The sequence below is a fragment of the Pseudomonas sp. KH_046_1 genome (assembly GCF_057839025.1).
Genome location: NZ_CM174481.1, coordinates 4,689,125 through 4,708,359 on the forward strand (window position 1 = coordinate 4,689,125; position 19,235 = coordinate 4,708,359).

Here is a 19,235-nt window from a genome sequence, read left to right on the forward strand (position 1 = left end):
CTTCTTGGTCACCCGGCGATATCGCGAATGGCGATCTCGCTCATGATGCGTTCAAGCACCTGGTCGATGGATAATTCCGTGGAATCCAGCTGTATGGCGTCAGCCGCCGGTTTGAGCGGGGCTACCGCTCGCTGGGTGTCACGCTCATCGCGCGCACGTATCTCATCTAGCAGACTCGACAGACTAACACCCTCGACCTTGCCCTTCAACTGCAAATATCGACGGCGCGCCCTCTCCTCGGCGCTGGCGGTCAGAAAAATCTTCAGCGGCGCGTCAGGAAAAACCACTGTGCCCATGTCGCGACCATCCGCCACAAGGCCCGGCGCTTCCTGAAAGGCTCGCTGGCGCTGCAGTAGCGCCTCGCGTACAGCCGGCAGTGCAGCCACCTGGGAAGCGCCGGAACCGACGCTTTCGGTGCGAATGACATCGCTGACTTCATCGCCTTCCAGAATGATGCGTTGCAACTGACCGTCCGTCGCAGCGATGAACTGAACATCCAGATGAGCGGCGAGTTTCTTCAGCAGCTCTTCGTTGGTCAGGTCGACACCATGGTTATGCGCAGCGAAGGCCAGCAATCGGTACAACGCACCGGAATCCAGCAGGTTCCAGCCCAGGCGCTTGGCCAGAATCCCGGCTACTGTGCCCTTGCCCGAACCGCTTGGCCCATCGATGGTGATGACCGGTGCAATGTTGTTCACGACTGTGCCTCTTGTGCCACGCGAATACCGACCTGTGCGCACAGCGCCAGGAAATTCGGGAACGACGTCGCGACGTTGGCGCAATCATGAATGCGGATTGGCGCACTGGCGCGCAGCGAAGCAACGCTGAAGGCCATGGCAATCCGGTGATCACCGTGACCGTGCACTTCTCCGCCACCGATCTGGCCGCCATCAATGATGATGCCGTCCGGGGTCGGCTCGCATTTGACGCCCAGCGCCAGCAAACCATCGGCCATGACCTGGATACGATCCGATTCCTTGACCCGCAGCTCTTCAGCGCCGGTCAGCACGGTGCGCCCTTCGGCGCAGGCCGCGGCGACGAACAGCACCGGGAATTCATCGATAGCCAGCGGAACCAACGCTTCGGGAATCTCGATACCTTTGAGTTTAGCTGCACGTACGCGCAGGTCCGCTACTGGTTCGCCACCCACTTCACGCTGGTTTTCCAGGGTGATGTCGGCGCCCATCAGGCGCAGGATGTCGATCACACCGGTACGGGTCGGGTTGATGCCGACGTGTTCCAGCACCAGTTCCGAACCTTCGGCGATCGATGCCGCCACCAGGAAGAACGCCGAGGACGAAATATCACCCGGGACTTCAATGTGGGTCGCAGCCAGCTTATTGCCGGACTCGACCGATGCGGTCGCACCGTTGACCGTTACCGGGTAGCCGAAACCACGGAGCATGCGCTCGGTATGGTCGCGGGTCGGAGCAGGCTCGGTAACCGTGGTCTTGCCTTCGGCGTACAGGCCGGCCAACAGCAGGCAGGACTTAACCTGGGCACTGGCCATCGGCATGGTGTAGGTCAAACCTTTGAGCTTGTTGCCACCACGGATAACCATCGGCGGACGACCTTCGGCGGCGGTTTCGATCACCGCGCCCATTTCACGCAGCGGATTGGCCACGCGATTCATCGGGCGCTTGGACAGCGAAGCGTCGCCGGTCAGGGTGCTGTCGAAGTTCTGAGCAGCCAGCAGGCCGGACAGCAGACGCATCGAAGTACCGGAGTTACCCAGGTAGATCGGGCCCGGTGCCGGCTTCAGGCCATGCAGGCCAACGCCGTGAATGGTCACGCGACCGTGGTGCGGACCTTCGATGACCACGCCCATGTCACGGAATGCCTGCAAGGTCGCCAGGGCATCTTCGCCCTCCAGGAAACCTTCGACTTCGGTGACGCCTTCGGCCAGGGAGCCAAGCATGATCGAACGGTGGGAAATCGATTTGTCACCCGGTACGCGAATCCGACCGGACAGGCGGCCACCAGGTTGAGCCAGGAAAATCAGATCGTTGGAATTCATAGCGTCCACATAGGCCCTGCGGGCCAGGATTTTACTGAAATGCTCGCGGGCAACCCGGGCGCGAGTGAAAACGCCCAACAATTGGTGCCCATCCCCTGCATCGACCGCGTCGCGCAAGGCGTCGAGATCGCTGCGAAATGTATCGAGTGTGCGCAGGACAGCTTCGCGGTTGGCGAGGAAGATGTCGTGCCACATCACCGGGTCGCTTCCGGCGATTCTTGTGAAATCGCGGAAACCGCCCGCAGCGTAACGGAAGATCTCAAGATTTTCATTGCGCTTGGCCAGTGAGTCGACCAAACCGAACGCCAGCAAGTGCGGCAGATGGCTGGTCGCGGCCAGTACTTCGTCGTGACGCTCAACCTGCATGTGCTCGACATCGGCACCCAGTTCGCGCCACAAGCGGTCGACTACCGCCAAGGCTGCCGGATCGGTCTGATCCAGCGGCGTCAGGATCACTTTATGGCGACGGAATAGCTCGGCGTTGGAGGCTTCCACCCCGCTTTGCTCCGAACCGGCAATCGGATGCCCCGGCACGAAGGATGACGGCATCTTGCCAAATGCTTCGGTGGCCGCACGCACCACATTGCCCTTGGCACTGCCGACATCAGTCAGGATCGCCTGCCCCAGATCCATGCCCGCCAGACGCGCGAGCACTTTTTCCATGGCCAGGATCGGCACCGCCAATTGGATGACGTCGGCGCCCTGACAAGCAACGCCCAGGTCCTCCTCGCAGCGATCCACCACACCCAACTCGACCGCGAGCTTGCGCGATTGCGGATCGAGATCGACCCCGACCACTTCGCGGCACAGACCGCTTTCACGCAAACCCTTGGCAAACGAACCGCCAATCAACCCGAGACCGACCACCACCAGGCGACCGATCATAGGTTCAGTAGATTGCAGCGCAGTGACATCAACCACGAGCCAGAACCTTGGTCAGCGCCTCAAGGAAGCGGCTGTTTTCTGCCGGCAGGCCAATGGTGATGCGCAGGTGGTTCGGCATGCCATAGTTGGCCACCGGACGCACGATCACGCCTTCACGCAGCAGGCCCTGGAACACCGGGGCCGCGACCTGACCGAGATCGACACAAATGAAATTGCCCCTGGACGGAATCCAGCTCAGCCCCAGCTCACGGAAACCGGCTTCCAGTTGCTGCATGCCGGATTCGTTCAACTGACGGCTTTGCGCCAGATACTCTTCGTCCTTCAACGCCGCACAGGCCGCGGCCAAGGCCAGGCTGTTGACGTTGAACGGCTGGCGTACACGGTTCAGCACGTCTGCGACCACCGCCGTGGACAAGCCATAACCCACGCGCAGCGCTGCCAGGCCATAGGCCTTGGAGAAGGTACGGGAAACCAGCAGGTTCGGATAAGCCGCCAGGAAGTCCAGGCCGTCCGGCAGATCGCTGCCTTCGGCGTATTCGATGTAAGCCTCGTCCAGCACGACCAGCACATGCTCCGGCACATCCTGCAGGAATTCGTCCAGCGCCTCGGCGTCGAACCAGGTCCCGGTCGGGTTGTTCGGGTTGGCGATGAACACCACACGGGTATTGGCATCGATCGCCGCCAGCATGGCAGGCAGGTCATGCCCCCAATCCTTGGCTGGAACCACCTTGGCCTGTGCGCCGACCGCCTGAGTGGCAATCGGGTAGACCGCGAACGCATGCTCGCTGAACACGGCATTCAGGCCCGGCGCCAGATAAGCACGCGCGACCAGCTCCAGGATGTCGTTGGAACCGTTGCCCAGCGTGACCTGGTCGAGTTCGACGCGGCACTGCTCGGCCAACAGGCTCTTGAGCGCAAAACCGTTGCCGTCCGGATAACGGGTCAGCTCGGGCAGCGCATCGCGGATCGCCGCCAGCGCCTTGGGGCCAGCGCCCAGCGGGTTTTCGTTGCTCGCCAGTTTGACGATGCTGGCTGGATCGAGATCCAGCTCACGCGCCAGTTCGTCCACGGGCTTTCCCGGAACGTAAGGCGAAAGTTGTTGCACGCCCGGCTGTGCCAGAGCGAGGAAATTGCCACTCATTTGCTACCGCCCCTTAGAGAACTGCTTTCGGGTAGGAACCCAGCACCTTGAGTGCCACTGCTTCCTGACTGATCTTTTCCAGCACACCTTTGACCAGCGGGTCACGATGATGGCCGACGAAGTCGATGAAGAACACGTAGGTCCATTTACCGCTGCGCGACGGACGAGTCTCGATTCGCGTCAGGTCGATGCCATTGTCGTGGAACGGCACCAACAACTCGTGAAGCGCACCCGGCTTGTTGCTCATCGAAACGATGATCGAGGTCTTGTCATCGCCAGTCGGCGGCACTTCCTGGTTGCCGATCATGAGGAAGCGCGTGGAGTTATCCGGACGGTCCTCGATTTTTTCGGCCAGACGGGTCAAGCCGTACAGGCCGGCCGCCATATCGCCGGCAATCGCCGCCGAGTTCCACTCACCCTTGACCCGCTTGGCCGCTTCGGCGTTGCTGGACACCGCCACGCGCTCGACGTTCGGGTAATGGGCGTCCAGCCACTTACGGCACTGGGCCAGGGACTGGGCGTGGGAGTAGATGCGGCTGATGCTGTCCGTCTTGGTGTTTTCACCGACCAACAGATGATGGTGGATACGCAGCTCGACTTCGCCGCAGATCACCATGTCATGTTCGAGGAAGCTGTCGAGGGTGTGGTTGACCGCGCCTTCGGTGGAGTTTTCCACCGGCACCACGCCAAAATTCACCGCACCGGCTGCCACTTCACGGAACACTTCGTCGATCGCCGCCATCGGCTTGCTGATCACGGCGTGGCCGAAGTGTTTCATTGCGGCGGCTTGAGTGAACGTACCTTCAGGGCCGAGGTAAGCCACTTTCAGCGGCTGCTCGAGCGCCAGGCACGAAGACATGATTTCGCGGAACAACCGCGCCATTTCTTCGTTGCCCAGCGGCCCCTGGTTACGCTGCATGACACGTTTGAGCACCTGAGCTTCACGCTCAGGACGATAGAACACCGGCACTTCGCCTTCGGCCAGCGAGGCCATCTTTACTCGCGCGACTTCCTGGGCGCAGCGCGCACGCTCACTGATCAGCTCCAGGACCTTTTCGTCCAGGGCATCAATGCGCAGGCGCAGTGCCTTGAGTTCTTGCTCAGACATTAGCCGTGTTCCTTCTCGAACTCTGCCATGTACGAAACCAGCGCATTGACCGCGTTGATGTCGACGGCGTTATAGATGGAGGCGCGCATGCCGCCCACGGAACGGTGCCCCTTGAGGTTCAACAGGCCACGCTCGTCGGCACCGACCAGGAACGGCTTGTCCAGACGATCATCAGCCAGGCGGAACGGCACGTTCATCCACGAGCGATCCGACTTGTTGATCGGGTTGCTGTACAGGCCGCTGGCATCGATGAAGCCATACAGCGTGCGCTGCTTGACTTCGTTGAGCTTGCCAATGGCCTCGACGCCGCCCTGCTCCTTGAGCCACTCGAACACCAGGCCGGACAGGTACCAGGCCAAGGTCGGCGGGGTGTTGTACATCGAACCGTTATCGGCCGCGACCTTGTAGTTGAGCATGGTCGGGCAAATGGAGCGCGCATGACCCAGCAGGTCTTCGCGAACGATGTTGACGACGATGCCGCTCGGACCGATGTTTTTCTGGGCACCGGCGTAGATCATGCCGAAACGCGAAACATCTACCGGGCGCGACAGGATGTCCGAAGACATGTCGGCCACCAGTGGAACATCGCCGGTTTCCGGAATCCATTGGAATTCCAGGCCGCCGATGGTTTCGTTCGGCGCGTAGTGAACGTAGGCCGCGTCTTTCGACAGCTTCCATTCGTTCTGGCCGGGAATAGCGAAGTAGTCGTAAGGCTTGGCGGTGCCGGCAACATTGACGTGGCCGTAGCGCGAAGCTTCTTCGATGGCTTTCTGCGACCAGATACCGGTGTCGATATAGTCGGCAGAGCCGGTTTCCGGCAACAGGTTCAGAGGAATCTGAGCAAATTGCTGGCTGGCGCCACCTTGCAGAAACAGCACTTTATAGTTCGAGGGGATATTCAGCAGATCACGCAGATCCTGCTCGGCTTTGGTGGCGATGGACACGAACTCATCGCTGCGATGGCTCATTTCCATGACCGACAGACCCTTGCCGTGCCAGTCGAGGAGTTCACCCTGGGCGCGCTGCAGGACAGCTTCGGGAAGCGCCGCAGGACCGGCACAGAAGTTATAGGCTCTCTTGCTCACATCCAATCTCGCTCTGATTTGGTGGTATCACGCAATAAATCACATTATCAGCCGACACCGGGTCCCTGTTGAAACAGGGGTCTGTGGGAGCGAGCCTGCTCGCGATTGCATCACCGCGATACTTCAGACGTACCGCGGCGCCTGCATCGCGAGCAGGCTCGCTCCCACAAGGGATCTCCAGTGGTGTCGATATTTCATTACGGACAAACAACAAGGGGGCGAATTTTCATCCGCCCCCTGCTTACCCGCTTATTCCTGTGGTTCTTCGTCAGCGGCGGCGTCGAGTTGCTGGTCTTCGGCAACGTCGTCGATCACGACTTCACCGACAAACCCTTCACCCTCTTCACCTTCCAGCTCTTCACCCTCGACTTCCGACGGCTCCTGAACCCGCTCCAGCCCGACCAGTGTTTCGTCGTTGGCCAGTTTGATCAGGGTCACGCCCTGGGTGTTACGACCCAGGCTGGACACTTCGTCGACACGGGTGCGCACCAGGGTGCCCTGGTCGGAAATCAGCATGATCTCCTCGCCATCGAGTACCTGGACCGCACCGACCAGACGGCCGTTACGTTCGTTGCTGACCATGGCGATAACGCCCTGACCGCCACGCTTGTACTCAGGGAACTCGGTGATCGCCGTGCGCTTGCCGTAGCCACGCGCCGAAGCGGTGAGGATCTGGCTGCCTTCTTCCGGGATCAGCATGGAAATCAGCTTCTGCCCTTCCGGCAGACGCATGCCGCGCACACCGCGGGCGGTACGGCCCATGGCGCGAACGTCGGATTCCTTGAAGCGGGTGACCTTGCCGCCGTCGGAGAACAGCATCACTTCGCGCTCGCCATCGGTGATGGCCGCGCTGATCAATACGTCGCCTTCATCCAGCTCCAGCGCGATCAGGCCGACGCTGCGTTGACGGCTGAAGGATTCCAGCGGGGTCTTCTTCACGGTGCCGTTGGCGGTGGCCATGAAGATGTAGTGACCTTCGGTGTATTCCTCGACCGGCAGCATGGTGGTGATGTATTCACCATCATCCAGCGGCAACAGGTTGACCAGCGGACGACCACGGGCAGCGCGGGACGCTTCTGGGATTTCGTAGGTTTTCAGCCAGTACACCTTGCCCTTGCTGGAGAACAGCAGCAGCGTGGTGTGGCTGTTGGCAACCAGCAGGTGAGCGATGTAGTCCTCATCCTTGACGCCGGTCGCCGACTTGCCTTTACCGCCACGACGCTGGGCCTGGTACGCAGCCAGCGGCTGGGTCTTGGCGTAGCCACCGTGGGAAATGGTCACGACGCGCTCTTCTTCCGGGATCATGTCACCCAGGGTCAGGTCGAGACGGGCATCGAGGATTTCGGTGCGGCGCACGTCGCCGTACTCGGCGCGAATCACTTCCAGCTCTTCGCGGATCACTTCCATCAGGCGCGTGGCGCTGTTGAGGATGCGGATCAGCTCGCCGATCTGGTTGAGGATCTCTTGATACTCAGCCAGCAGCTTTTCGTGTTCCAGACCGGTCAGGCGGTGCAGACGCAGTTCCAGAATGGCTTGCGCCTGCTCTGGCGACAGGAAGTACTTACCGTCGCGCAGACCATATTGCGGATCGAGGTTTTCCGGACGGCACGAATCGGCGCCGGCACGCTCGACCATTGCCACCACGGCCGAGGATTCCCAAGGGGTGCTGATCAGCGCTTCCTTGGCTTCCGACGGCGTTGGCGACGCCTTGATCAGGGCGATGACCGGGTCGATGTTCGACAGGGCAACCGCTTGACCTTCAAGGATGTGACCACGCTCGCGCGCCTTGCGCAGTTCGAACACGGTACGACGGGTCACCACTTCACGGCGGTGACGAACGAAGGCTTCCAGCAGGTCCTTGAGGTTCAGGATCCGCGGACGGCCGTCGATCAGCGCGACGATGTTGATACCGAACACTGCTTGTAGCTGGGTCTGGGCGTAGAGGTTGTTGAGGATGACCTCAGGCACTTCGCCGCGACGCAACTCGATCACGACGCGCATACCGTCCTTGTCGGACTCGTCGCGCAGTTCGGTGATACCTTCAAGCTTCTTCTCTTTGACCAGCTCGGCGATCTTCTCGATCAGACGCGCCTTGTTCAACTGGTAAGGGAGCTCGGTGATGACGATCTGCTGACGGCCACCGACCTTGTCGATGTCTTCGATCATCGAGCGGGCGCGCATGTAAATGCGCCCGCGACCGGTGCGGTAGGCTTCGATGATGCCGGCGCGACCGTTGATGATCGCGGCGGTCGGGAAGTCCGGACCGGGGATGTATTGCATCAGTTCATCGACGGTCAGCTCGGGGTTGTCGATGAGCGCCAGGCAACCGTCGATGACTTCACCGAGGTTGTGCGGCGGAATGTTGGTCGCCATGCCCACGGCGATACCGCTGGAGCCGTTGACCAGCAGGTTGGGAATACGGGTCGGCATGACCGCCGGGATCATTTCGGTGCCGTCGTAGTTCGGCACCCAGTCCACGGTTTCTTTATGCAGGTCAGCCAGCAGCTCATGCGCCAGCTTGGTCATGCGCACTTCGGTGTATCGCATGGCCGCGGCGTTGTCGCCGTCCACCGAACCGAAGTTGCCCTGGCCGTCTACCAGCAGGTAGCGCAGGGAGAATGGCTGTGCCATCCGAACGATGGTGTCGTACACCGCGGTATCACCGTGCGGGTGATACTTACCGATCACGTCACCGACAACACGGGCAGATTTCTTGTACGGCTTGTTGAAGTCGTTGCCCAGCTCGCTCATCGCGAACAGCACGCGCCGGTGCACGGGCTTCAAGCCATCGCGCGCATCCGGCAGTGCCCGCCCGACAATTACGCTCATCGCGTAGTCGAGGTAGGACTGCTTCAGCTCGTCTTCGATATTGACCGGGAGGATTTCTTTGGCCAGTTCGCCCATGAGAAGCCTGATTCCTTTTTCTGGTGAAACTTCGTCAGGACCAACGAAGCTCGCCGCTGCAGGCTCAGTGCCATGCATTGGCTTACAACAAATCAACGAGTTATGCCATGGATCTGCGCAGTACGGGTCGCCACTTCGGGCAACCCTGGAAACCGCCGGATGTTATCACAAGAGCCGCCACGCACCTATCCCCCAGATGCGCATGGAGAGTAGTTAGTTGACCGGTGACAGGCTTGAAGGGGACGAGAGAGGCTTAGAGCTGTGTTGAATGGAGAATTTGTGGCTGATTCTGGTTGATTTGTTGGCTTTGAGGGCCTCTTCGCGGGCAAGCCCGCTCCCACAGGTTTTGTGAACACCATAAAACACTGTGGGAGCGGGCTTGCCCGCGAAAGCGATTGAATAGACGCCAGCGATGATCAATGCAGACGCTTACGGCACATCAACTGCGCCATTTTCGCCGTATCCGGGCGTTCGACGATGCCTTTTTCGGTGACGATCGCATCGATCAGATCCGCCGGCGTCACGTCGAACACCGGGTTAAAGGCATGGACATCAGCGCCGACTCGCTTGCCACCGACCTCCAGCAACTCGCGACCATCACGCTCTTCAATCGGAATGTCATCGCCACTGGCCAGATTCATATCGATGGTCGAACTCGGTGCCACCACCATGAAGCGCACACCATGGTGCATGGCGTTGACGGCCAGCTGATAGGTGCCGATCTTGTTGGCCACGTCGCCATTGGCGGTAATCCGGTCCGCGCCGACGATGACCCAGGTAGGGCCTTTGGTCTTCATGATATGCGCCGCGGCGGAATCGACATTGAGGGTCACGGGAATGCCTTCATTGGCCAGTTCCCACGCGGTCAGCCGCGATCCCTGCAGCCATGGGCGGGTTTCGTCGACATAGACCTGCTCGACCATACCCTCGATGAAAGCCCCACGAATCACCCCCAGCGCGGTACCAAAGCCGCCCGTGGCCAGCGCGCCGGTGTTGCAGTGGGTGAGGATCGCCTGAGCGTTGCCCTGATGCTTGCGGATCAGGTCCACACCCAGTTGCGCCATGGTCAGATTGGCTTCGCGATCACTTTCGTGAATGGCGATGGCCTCGGCCTCCAGCACCTCCAGCGGATCGGCATTGTCCTTCAGGCGATCAAGCCGGTCGTGCATGCGGCCCAGCGCCCAGAACAGGTTGACCGCAGTAGGACGGGAATCGGCCAACAGCATGAAATCCTCTTCCAGCGCAGCGTACCAGTCGCCACCTTCGGCAATCCGGGCGCGGGCCGCCAGTACGATGCCATAGGCTGCACTAATGCCGATGGCCGGCGCGCCACGCACCACCATCGAGCGAATGGCCTCGGCCACGCCAGCGGCGCTGGTGTAGGCAATCCAGGTTTCCTCGAACGGCAAAATACGCTGATCCAGCAGATGGAGAGCGCCATCACGCCAATCGATGGCCTTTACCTTTTCCGCAGCCAACAGTCGATCGCGCATCCCTCACCCCGCACTCATGAACAAAAGCCGCCGATTATAGCGATCCCCCGCGAAGACGCTCGGGTATACTTCGCCATCCTATACAAAAGCACTGGAACCGACCCTCGATGCCGAACACTGCCGCTGCGCTCGACCTGTTATTGCTGCCGACCTGGCTGGTACCCGTCGAACCCGCTGGTGTTGTCCTCAAGGAACATGGCGTGGGCATCCGTGATGGACGCATCGTGTTTATCGGCCCACGTTCCGCCGCGCTGAAGCTTAACGCAACCGAAACCCGCGAATTGCCCGACATGCTGCTCAGCCCCGGCCTGATCAATGCCCACGGGCACGCGGCGATGACGCTGTTCCGTGGCCTGGCCGATGACCTGCCATTGATGACCTGGCTGGAAAACCACATCTGGCCCGCCGAAGCCAAGTGGGTCGACGAGGACTTCGTGCGCGACGGCACGGATCTGGCCATTGCCGAGCAAATCAAAGGCGGCATCACCTGTTTCTCTGACATGTACTTCTTCCCGAAGGTTGCCAGCGAGCGCGTGCACAACAGCGGCATTCGTGCGCAGATCGCGATTCCGATCCTCGATTTCCCTATTCCGGGTGCAGCTACAGCGGACGAAGCCATTCGTCAGGGCGTTGAACTGTTTGGCGATCTCAAGCACCACGAGCGCATCAAAATCACCTTCGGCCCCCATGCACCCTACACCGTGGGCGATGATAACCTGGAAAAAATCCGGGTAATTGCCGAAGAACTGGACGCCTCGATCCACATGCACGTACATGAAACGGCGTTTGAAGTGCAGCAATCGGTCGAGCAGCGCGGTGAACGCCCGCTGGCCCGACTGGCGCGCCTGGGCTTGCTCGGGCCACGCTTCCAGGCGGTTCACATGACCCAGGTCAGCGAAGAAGACCTGGCGCTGCTGGTAGAAAGCAACAGCAATGTGATTCATTGCCCCGAGTCGAACCTCAAGCTGGCCAGCGGGTTCTGCCCGGTCGAGCGTTTGTGGCAGGCCGGGGTCAATGTTGCGGTCGGCACCGATGGCGCGGCCAGCAACAATGACCTGGACCTGCTCGGCGAAACCCGCACCGCGGCTCTGCTGGCCAAGGCTGTCGCCGGCTCGGCCACCGCACTGGATGCCCATCGTGCCTTGCGCATGGCCACCCTCAATGGCGCCCGGGCACTGGGTATCGAGGCCGAAGTCGGCTCGCTGGAAATCGGCAAAGCGGCGGACATGGTGGCTTTCGATCTCTCGGGCCTGGCTCAGCAGCCGGTCTACGACCCGGTTTCGCAGCTTATATACGCTACCGGCCGGGACTGCGTGAAACACCTTTGGGTTGCCGGCAAGCAGTTGCTCGACGACCGTCGCCTGACACGCCTGGATGAACAACAGCTTGGCACTGTCGCGAAGGCCTGGGGCCAGCGCATCAGTGGCCGCACCGAATCGTAAGCACCCTGGAGCACAATCCGGGGCAACAGGATTTTTCAAGTTTTAGAGGACTTAAACCATGAGCAACGTCGACTACGCCGAAATCGCCAAATTCGAGGCCCTGGCCCATCGCTGGTGGGACCGCGAAAGCGAATTCAAACCGCTGCACGACATCAACCCGCTGCGGGTCAACTGGATTGACGAACGCGTCAACTTGGCCGGCAAGAAGGTCCTCGACGTCGGTTGCGGCGGCGGCATCCTCAGCGAAGCCATGGCCCAGCGCGGCGCGACCGTGATGGGTATCGACATGGGCGAAGCGCCGTTGGCGGTTGCCCAGCTGCATCAGCTGGAGTCGGGCGTGAGCGTCGAGTACCGGCAGATCACCGCCGAAGCCCTGGCCGAGGAAATGCCCGAGCAGTTCGACGTGGTCACCTGCCTGGAAATGCTTGAGCACGTGCCGGACCCGTCGTCGGTCATCCGTGCCTGCTTCCGTATGGTCAAGCCCGGCGGCCAGGTGTTCTTCTCGACCATCAACCGCAATCCGAAGGCGTACCTGTTCGCCATCGTCGGCGCCGAATACATCATGAAGCTGCTGCCGCGCGGCACCCACGACTTCAAGAAATTCATCCGCCCTTCCGAACTCGGCGCCTGGAGCCGCATGGCCGGCCTGACCGTCAAGGACATCATCGGCCTGACCTACAACCCGCTGACCAAGCACTACAAACTGGCCTCCGACGTGGACGTCAACTACATGATCCAGACCCTGCGCGAGGAGTAAGCCGATGCCAATCAGAGCAGTTCTTTTCGACATGGACGGCACCCTGCTCGACACCGCGCCGGACTTCATTGCGATCTGTCAGGCGATGCGTGCCGACCGTGGCTTGCCACCGATGAACGACAAGCACATCCGCGACGAGATTTCCGGCGGCGCCAAGGCGATGGTCGCGGTGACCTTCGCCATGGACCCGGAATCGCCGGGGTTCGAGGAACTGCGCCTGGAATTCCTGGAGCGCTACCTCGTGGGTTGTGCAGTCCACAGCAAACTGTTCGACGGCATGGGCGAACTGCTGGCGGACATCGAGAAGGCCAACCTGGTCTGGGGCGTGGTCACCAACAAGCCGCTGCGCTTCGCCGAGCCGATCATGCAACAGCTGGGGCTGGCTGAACGCTCGGCGCTGCTGATCTGCCCGGATCATGTAAAAAACAGCAAACCGGACCCGGAACCGCTGATCCTCGCCTGCAAGATGCTCGACCTGGACCCGGCCAGCGTGCTGTTCGTCGGCGACGACCTGCGCGACATCGAGTCGGGCCGCGATGCCGGCACCAAGACTGCTGCGGTGACCTTCGGCTATATCCACCCGGATGATAATCCGCGGCATTGGGGTGCGGATGTGGTGGTCGATCATCCGCTGGAGTTGCGCAAGGTGCTTGATAGCGCGCTTTGCAGCTGCTGAGTCGAATCGCTTTTTTGTAGGAGCGAGCTTGCTCGCGAATAATCTGAGAACGCCGCTGGGTGTCAGGCTTTACGCGTAATCGTTGACGACCATCGCGAGCAAGCTCGCTCCTACAAGGGCAGCGCCTGTCTTCTGATTTGTTGAGGTTTTTTATGTTTGATTATTCCGCCCGCCCCGAACTGCTCAAGGATCGGGTCATTCTGGTCACCGGCGCAGGACGCGGCATCGGCGCCGCAGCGGCAAAAACCTACGCGGCCCACGGCGCAACCGTGCTGTTGCTGGGCAAGACCGAAGCCAACCTGACCCAGGTCTACGACGAAATCGAAGCCGCCGGCCATCCACAACCGGCGGTGATCCCGTTCAACCTCGAAACCGCACTGCCCCATCAATACGATGAGCTGGCGGCGATGATCGAAAGCGAATTCGGGCATCTCGACGGCCTGCTGCACAATGCTTCGATCATCGGCCCGCGCACGCCGATCGAGCAGCTTTCCGGCGAAAACTTCATGCGGGTCATGCAAGTCAACGTCAATGCCATGTTCATGCTCACCAGCACACTGCTGCCGCTGCTCAAGCTGTCGCAGGATGCCTCGGTGGTGTTCACCTCCAGCAGCGTCGGCCGCAAGGGACGTGCGTACTGGGGCGCTTACGGTGTCTCCAAATTCGCCACTGAAGGCCTGATGCAAACCCTGGCTGACGAAGTCGATACCGTGGCCCCGGTACGCTCCAACAGCATCAACCCGGGCGCTACCCGCACCAGCATGCGCGCCCAGGCTTACCCGGGCGAAAATCCGCTGAACAACCCGACGCCCGAGGAGATCATGCCGGTCTACCTCTATCTGATGGGCCCGGACAGCACTGGTATCAATGGCCAGGCGTTCAACGCCCAGTAACGACCGCACGTCGCTTTTTGGTGCCGCGCCAGCTTCCTGTCGCGGCACTCGAAGGCTCCCGGACTCGAGCCAGGCATCTGTCAAACAAACGTCACACTCTGCACTACACAGGTAGCGAACGAACATCAACCGCTTGATTTAAAACAGATTTTATTCGGATGAACCGAATGGCACGACTTTCGCTCTAAGTTTGCTCAGACACGCAACGTGAAAGCAGACGGGGGTGAAGCTTGAGTGCTGAGATTACTCATCTTCTACAAAGCGGATTAAACTTGTACGAAATGTCCTACGGGACTGACGGACCAGTACGACGCGCAGCCCTAAGCCGCTCTCACCCTGCTTGTAAGACAGCCTTACTGCTTAGGGGCGCACGCCTTATGAAACCACCTTCCCAGACCAACGCAATTGACTTCGATAGCGCCAAATTGCAGCGCCTGGGCTTTGGTCAGCAGCCGCCTCTTCTGGAAAGGCCTGTCAGTCTTGCGCAATTGCGCCAGCAACTGAGCCTGCAGTTGCAAACCAGTCTGGAGCCGCAACGCATTCTTGGGACTTTCTATCGCGAAATTCAGCGATTGGTGCCGTTGGACGCCTTGTGCTACCTGCACAAGAGCAGTGACCTGCGCCTGGAGTTCGGCCAACGCGGCCACCATTCCATCAGTTACAGCCTCAGCCACGAAGGCGAACACCTGGGTGAGCTGACTTTCCGTCGCAATCAGCGTTTCAGCGAACAGGAACAGGGCAATCTCGAATCACTGCTGGCCGCGCTGCTTTTCCCGATGCGCAACGCGCTGCTTTACCGTACCGCCACCCAAAGCGCACTGCGCGACCCGCTTACGGGCACCGGCAACCGCATCGCCATGGACCAGACGCTGCAAAGGGAAATCGAGCTGTCCCGGCGCCATCTGCAACCGTTGTCGGTGCTGATGCTGGACATCGATCATTTCAAGCAAGTCAATGACACCCATGGTCACAGCACTGGCGATGACGTACTCAAGGCGGTCGCCGCCACGATCAAAAACCAGCTGCGCAACGTGGACATGGTGTTTCGCTATGGCGGTGAAGAGTTCCTGATCCTGCTGTCCAATACCAGCCGCGAGGCCGCGGCCATGGTCGGTGAGCGGCTGCGGTTTGCAGCGCAGTCTGAAGAGTACCTGGCCGATGGTCATACGATCGTGCTGACGGTCAGCCTCGGCTGTTCGACCCTGTTGCCCGGCGAGTCTGCCGAAAGCCTGTTGCGACGGGCAGACAGCGCGTTGTATGTGGCCAAGCGCGAAGGTCGTAACCGGCTGGAGATGGCGGGCTGATTTTTCAGTCACCACACAAACCAATGTGGGAGCGAGCCTGCTCGCGCATGGGATCTGACCGTCAACAATGATGTTGACTGACAGTCCGCATTCGCGAGCAGGCTCGCTCCCACAGTTTTTTTCAAGCAGCGATTGAATCAGCCTTCAGCCAATGCCATCCGCTCACGCACGACCGGTGCCCGCTCTGCGTGCTCCAATTGCATGCAACGTTCGAGAAACAGGTGCATGTAGTCGTAACTCTTGCAAACGGCCTGACGCAACTCCACCTGCAGAGATTTGCTCGGGTTGGTGCCCGCCAATGTGCAGATGATCTCCAGGGCTTCCCATGGATGGGCATCGTCGTACTGGGCATGCATCTTCAGCCACTTCATCGCCCGCTTGCGATCTTCCTCGGGGAACGAGGCGGCGTAGATACCGTTGGAACAAACCACCGCCGACCATTCCCCGGTCGCCCCTTCAATGGCGTAGTTGGTGGCGGCAATCGCAACGATCAGCGAATCGGCGGAACTGGTGTGCCAGCACCAATGGCTCAGGGCGTGAAGCTCGGGGGGGACCTGCTGGGCCTGCAGCTCTTCGAGGCTGACACCGTGCGCGCGACTCCAGTGCACCCAGTAATCGGCGTGGTTCAATTCGACGCGGATGTTGCGCATCAGCCAGCGACGGGCCATGTCTTCGCCGGGATGACGGGCAAAGCGGGTCTTGGTCAGGTTTTGTGCCATATACAACGCGAACTGTTCGACCACCGGCCAGCCACCGATCAGGTACTGGCGCATGGTCTTCGCACTGAGCTTGTTGTCTCGCATGCGTTGGTACAGTTCGTGTTCGACAACCCGGCGCTTGCTCTCGCTGCAATCCTGGATCAGGCGCTGGGCCCATGCAGGGTAACTTGCAGCTTCCATGAGCGGTCCGGTTCGGATGAATGTGTCGATCACTGTCGAGCTCCTTTTGATTGTGATTGTGAGACCGGCAGGAATTTCAACGGAACGTGCCAGGCGCCTTGAATAACAGCGGCTGAGGTCTGGCAGGACGACTTAACAAGCTATCGCCGGTAAACAACTGCGGGCGTTCAATCACATACCCTTGAGCGTAATCCACCCCGATCTCCAGCAATGCCTGCTCGATCTGGGGCGTTTCGACAAACTCGGCAATCGTGCGCTTACCCATCACATGGCCAATGTGATTGATCACTTCGACCATGGCGCGGTTAATCGGGTCGTCCAGCATATCCTTTACGAAACTCCCGTCGATCTTCAGGAAGTCTACAGGCAAATGTTTCAGGTATGCGAATGAGGACATTCCGGCACAAAAATCATCCAGTGAAAAATGGCACCCTAAGCCTTTGAGTTCATTAATGAATCGAATGGCGCTGCCAAGATTTGAAATAGCGCTGGTTTCAGTAATTTCAAAACAAATCATTTCAGGCGGAATCGAATACGTCACAAACTGTTCGCGCAAGAAGCCCAGGAACGCCTCATCCCCGATCGTCGTGCCTGACAGATTGATCGCACACATGGCCAGCGGCCCGGGGCCTTGCTCGGCCCGGCATTGGGCAATGATCTTGAACACGTTCTGCACCACCCAACGATCCAGCGAGCTCATCAGGCCATAACGCTCGGCAGCTGGAATGAAGCTGTCAGGCAAGATCATCCGCCCGGCTTCATCATGCAATCGCAGCAGAATTTCAATGTGCCCGCCGCCCTGATCGACATGCCCCAAGGGGGCAATTTCCTGGGCGTACAGGCAGAAGCGGTCCTCCTCCAGCGCCATGTGCAAACGCTGCACCCAGGCCATTTCGCCGAAGCGCAGGGACAATTCCGAGTCATCCGGATGATAGACCTGGACCCGGTTCCGGCCCTTTTCCTTGGCCATGTAGCACGCCATGTCGGCAGCACGTAGCGAGGTTTCGAGCGTCGTCGGATTCTGTGCGACATGGACCAGCCCGATACTGACAGTGGTCACGAAAGGCCGGCCCTTCCAGACAAAATGCAGATTCTGCACAGTCTGTCGCAGGCTTTCGGCAATTTTCTCCGCCGCTTCCGGTGCGCAGTTTTCCAGCAGGATGCCGAACTCGTCGCCGCCAAGGCGCGCCAGGGTATCGCCTTCGCGCAACCCGGATTGCAACAAGGCACAGATATGCCGCAACAGTTCGTCGCCCGCCGCGTGGCCGCTGGTATCGTTGACCAGTTTGAACTGATCCAGATCGAGGAACATCAGGGCATGGCGACCCGCGTAGCGGGTCAGGTTATGCAGCGCCTGTTCCAGGCGATATTCGAACTCTCGGCGGTTGGCAAGCCCGGTCAAGGCGTCGTGGGTCGCCTGCCACGACAGATTGGCGATGTATTGCCGCTCCTGGGTCATGTCATGCAGCACCAGCACCGTCCCGCTGACTTTGCCGGCATTGCGGATCGGCGCGCCCACCAGCGTGACCGACACCGTGCTGCCGTCCAGGCGTTGAATCAGCTTGGAGTGTTCACTGCCGCCACTGAGCTGGCCGCTGAGAATATGCTCGATCAGGGTGAAACCGTCGGTCTGGGCATTTTCGTCCAGCAGGTTGAACAGCGCCGCCAGCGGCAACCCCGTCGCCTGCTCGGCCTTCCAGTGGGTCAACGCTTCGGCCGCCGGATTCATGTAGGCAATCGCACCGGAAACATCCGTGGTGATCACGCCGTCGCCAATCGATTGCAGGGTGATCTGCGCCCGGTCTTTCTCCAGCTGCAGCGCATCGGCGAAGGCATGGCGCTGCTTGAGCAGTTTATGGGTGCGCATCAAGGCCAATGCAATCAAGCCCAGGGCGGTGGCGAGGTTGGTCACCAGCAACAGTCGCAGGATCATCCGCGAGCCTTCGCCCAAGGCATCGCTGAAGGCCTTCGCCGCCGGCGTCACACTTTCGTTGATGACGAATATCTGATCCTTCCAGCGCTTGATATCGGCATCGGTGGCCTGCCTGGCGGTGATGCGCTGATGCATCTCCCGCGCAATGGTATCGAGTTGCACCAGATACGCGTCGCCCACCCTCCAAAGGTCGATGGCTTTCTGGTGGTAACTGAAGTGCCGGAAATTCAGGTACAGCCAGATCACACTGGTGATGTCATCCGGATGGTTGCCGCCCTTGAGGATCGCCACACGTGCCGCCTCGATGTTCGGCGGCCGCTGATCGAGCGCCACACGTAATTCATGCCCGCCCTGAGGCACGGAAATGGCGTTCTGGTATTTATGAAAAATCGCTTCGTCGCCGCTGTCGGCGTAGAGGTTGAGGTAATAGATGGCGTCTTTCTGGCCCTTGGACCACAGGCTTTCGCCAGCAACATAGCCACGAACCGCCGACAGCACGTAAAGGCTAACGCCGCCCAACAAGGCTTGAAACACTACAACGGCGATAAATGGCCAGACAATGCCCAACAACCGTGGCGTTCCGAGAGTCCGCGTTTGATTCATGAGGTCCCTTGCATTAGCACTGCTTGCTCGTCTTCCGGACGAAATCGCTGTAGCTAGACTAGGTTGCGATTCCAATCCCGGCAAGCGACACGCTA

The 19,235-nt window shown here is 60.1% G+C and carries 14 protein-coding genes; 5 read left to right on the plus strand and 9 right to left on the minus strand.

The annotated features are described in order from the left end of the window. Positions 1-8: 8 nt before the first annotated feature. The 7 genes from cmk to mtnA all read right to left on the minus strand — a co-directional run bounded on the left by cmk (position 9) and on the right by mtnA (position 10,633). Positions 9-698, minus strand: a complete 690-nt coding sequence (gene cmk, locus AC3IT9_RS21430) for a (d)CMP kinase (RefSeq protein ID WP_007973641.1) — start codon at positions 696-698, stop codon at positions 9-11. Continuing rightward, complete coding sequence (locus tag AC3IT9_RS21435; RefSeq protein ID WP_489273534.1) at positions 695-2,902, minus strand: bifunctional prephenate dehydrogenase/3-phosphoshikimate 1-carboxyvinyltransferase; 2,208 nt, start codon at positions 2,900-2,902, stop codon at positions 695-697. Before AC3IT9_RS21435 ends, cmk begins: the two co-directional genes overlap by 4 nt. Before the next feature lie 28 nt (positions 2,903-2,930). Further along, positions 2,931-4,043 (minus strand): histidinol-phosphate transaminase, encoded by a 1,113-nt coding sequence (gene hisC / locus AC3IT9_RS21440; protein WP_489270976.1) that lies wholly within the window; start codon positions 4,041-4,043, stop codon positions 2,931-2,933. A 13-nt stretch (positions 4,044-4,056) separates the two neighbouring features. Continuing rightward, positions 4,057-5,151, minus strand: coding sequence for a prephenate dehydratase (gene pheA, locus AC3IT9_RS21445; protein WP_102700283.1), 1,095 nt, complete (start codon positions 5,149-5,151; stop codon positions 4,057-4,059). Further along, a complete protein-coding gene (gene serC, locus AC3IT9_RS21450; protein ID WP_150726237.1) occupies positions 5,151-6,236 on the minus strand; it encodes a 3-phosphoserine/phosphohydroxythreonine transaminase in 1,086 nt (361 codons plus the stop codon). The genes pheA and serC overlap by 1 nt, the downstream gene beginning before the upstream one ends. A 249-nt stretch (positions 6,237-6,485) precedes the next feature. After that, a complete protein-coding gene (gyrA, locus tag AC3IT9_RS21455) occupies positions 6,486-9,140 on the minus strand; it encodes a DNA gyrase subunit A (RefSeq protein WP_056727165.1) in 2,655 nt (884 codons plus the stop codon). Positions 9,141-9,556: 416 nt separating this feature from the next. Next, on the minus strand, positions 9,557-10,633 hold the full coding sequence (mtnA, locus tag AC3IT9_RS21460; protein WP_056727166.1) for an S-methyl-5-thioribose-1-phosphate isomerase: 1,077 nt from the start codon (positions 10,631-10,633) through the stop codon (positions 9,557-9,559). Positions 10,634-10,740: 107 nt separating this feature from the next. Here mtnA and AC3IT9_RS21465 point away from each other — a divergent pair, with 107 nt between their 5' ends. The 5 genes from AC3IT9_RS21465 to AC3IT9_RS21485 all read left to right on the plus strand — a co-directional run bounded on the left by AC3IT9_RS21465 (position 10,741) and on the right by AC3IT9_RS21485 (position 15,705). After that, positions 10,741-12,075 (plus strand): TRZ/ATZ family hydrolase, encoded by a 1,335-nt coding sequence (locus AC3IT9_RS21465; RefSeq protein WP_150758251.1) that lies wholly within the window; start codon positions 10,741-10,743, stop codon positions 12,073-12,075. 58 nt (positions 12,076-12,133) lie between these two features. After that, complete coding sequence (ubiG, locus tag AC3IT9_RS21470; protein WP_033055822.1) at positions 12,134-12,832, plus strand: bifunctional 2-polyprenyl-6-hydroxyphenol methylase/3-demethylubiquinol 3-O-methyltransferase UbiG; 699 nt, start codon at positions 12,134-12,136, stop codon at positions 12,830-12,832. A gap of 4 nt (positions 12,833-12,836) precedes the next feature. Continuing rightward, positions 12,837-13,508: an N-acetylmuramic acid 6-phosphate phosphatase MupP gene (gene mupP / locus AC3IT9_RS21475; protein WP_150758252.1), complete on the plus strand. Its 672-nt coding sequence runs from the start codon at positions 12,837-12,839 to the stop codon at positions 13,506-13,508. Positions 13,509-13,660: 152 nt separating this feature from the next. After that, on the plus strand, positions 13,661-14,401 hold the full coding sequence (locus AC3IT9_RS21480) for a YciK family oxidoreductase (protein WP_007999919.1): 741 nt from the start codon (positions 13,661-13,663) through the stop codon (positions 14,399-14,401). 377 nt (positions 14,402-14,778) lie between these two features. Beyond that, the gene (locus AC3IT9_RS21485; RefSeq protein WP_150726233.1) at positions 14,779-15,705 is read left to right on the plus strand and encodes a GGDEF domain-containing protein; all 927 of its coding nucleotides are present in this window, start codon (positions 14,779-14,781) and stop codon (positions 15,703-15,705) included. Positions 15,706-15,842: 137 nt separating this feature from the next. On the opposite strand, the gene AC3IT9_RS21490 is transcribed toward AC3IT9_RS21485, so the two are convergent. Both AC3IT9_RS21490 and AC3IT9_RS21495 read right to left on the minus strand, forming a co-directional pair. Then, positions 15,843-16,604 carry an iron-containing redox enzyme family protein gene (locus tag AC3IT9_RS21490; RefSeq protein ID WP_412070964.1) on the minus strand — a complete coding sequence of 254 codons (762 nt, stop codon included), beginning with the start codon at positions 16,602-16,604 and terminating at the stop codon, positions 15,843-15,845. A gap of 76 nt (positions 16,605-16,680) precedes the next feature. Next, entirely contained in the window at positions 16,681-19,140 is a 2,460-nt protein-coding gene (locus AC3IT9_RS21495) for an EAL domain-containing protein (RefSeq protein WP_150726231.1), read from the minus strand. Between the last annotated feature and the right edge of the window lie 95 nt (positions 19,141-19,235).

Coding starts and splice junctions, on each gene's coding strand:
- AC3IT9_RS21435 (WP_489273534.1), bottom strand. CDS start 2,902: ATGATCGGTCGCCTGGTGGTGGTCGGTCTCGGGTTGATTGGCGGTTCG.
- hisC (WP_489270976.1), bottom strand. CDS start 4,043: ATGAGTGGCAATTTCCTCGCTCTGGCACAGCCGGGCGTGCAACAACTT.
- pheA (WP_102700283.1), bottom strand. CDS start 5,151: ATGTCTGAGCAAGAACTCAAGGCACTGCGCCTGCGCATTGATGCCCTG.
- gyrA (WP_056727165.1), bottom strand. CDS start 9,140: ATGGGCGAACTGGCCAAAGAAATCCTCCCGGTCAATATCGAAGACGAG.
- mtnA (WP_056727166.1), bottom strand. CDS start 10,633: ATGCGCGATCGACTGTTGGCTGCGGAAAAGGTAAAGGCCATCGATTGG.
- AC3IT9_RS21465 (WP_150758251.1), top strand. CDS start 10,741: ATGCCGAACACTGCCGCTGCGCTCGACCTGTTATTGCTGCCGACCTGG.
- ubiG (WP_033055822.1), top strand. CDS start 12,134: ATGAGCAACGTCGACTACGCCGAAATCGCCAAATTCGAGGCCCTGGCC.
- mupP (WP_150758252.1), top strand. CDS start 12,837: ATGCCAATCAGAGCAGTTCTTTTCGACATGGACGGCACCCTGCTCGAC.
- AC3IT9_RS21480 (WP_007999919.1), top strand. CDS start 13,661: ATGTTTGATTATTCCGCCCGCCCCGAACTGCTCAAGGATCGGGTCATT.
- AC3IT9_RS21485 (WP_150726233.1), top strand. CDS start 14,779: ATGAAACCACCTTCCCAGACCAACGCAATTGACTTCGATAGCGCCAAA.
- AC3IT9_RS21490 (WP_412070964.1), bottom strand. CDS start 16,604: ATGGAAGCTGCAAGTTACCCTGCATGGGCCCAGCGCCTGATCCAGGAT.
- AC3IT9_RS21495 (WP_150726231.1), bottom strand. CDS start 19,140: ATGAATCAAACGCGGACTCTCGGAACGCCACGGTTGTTGGGCATTGTC.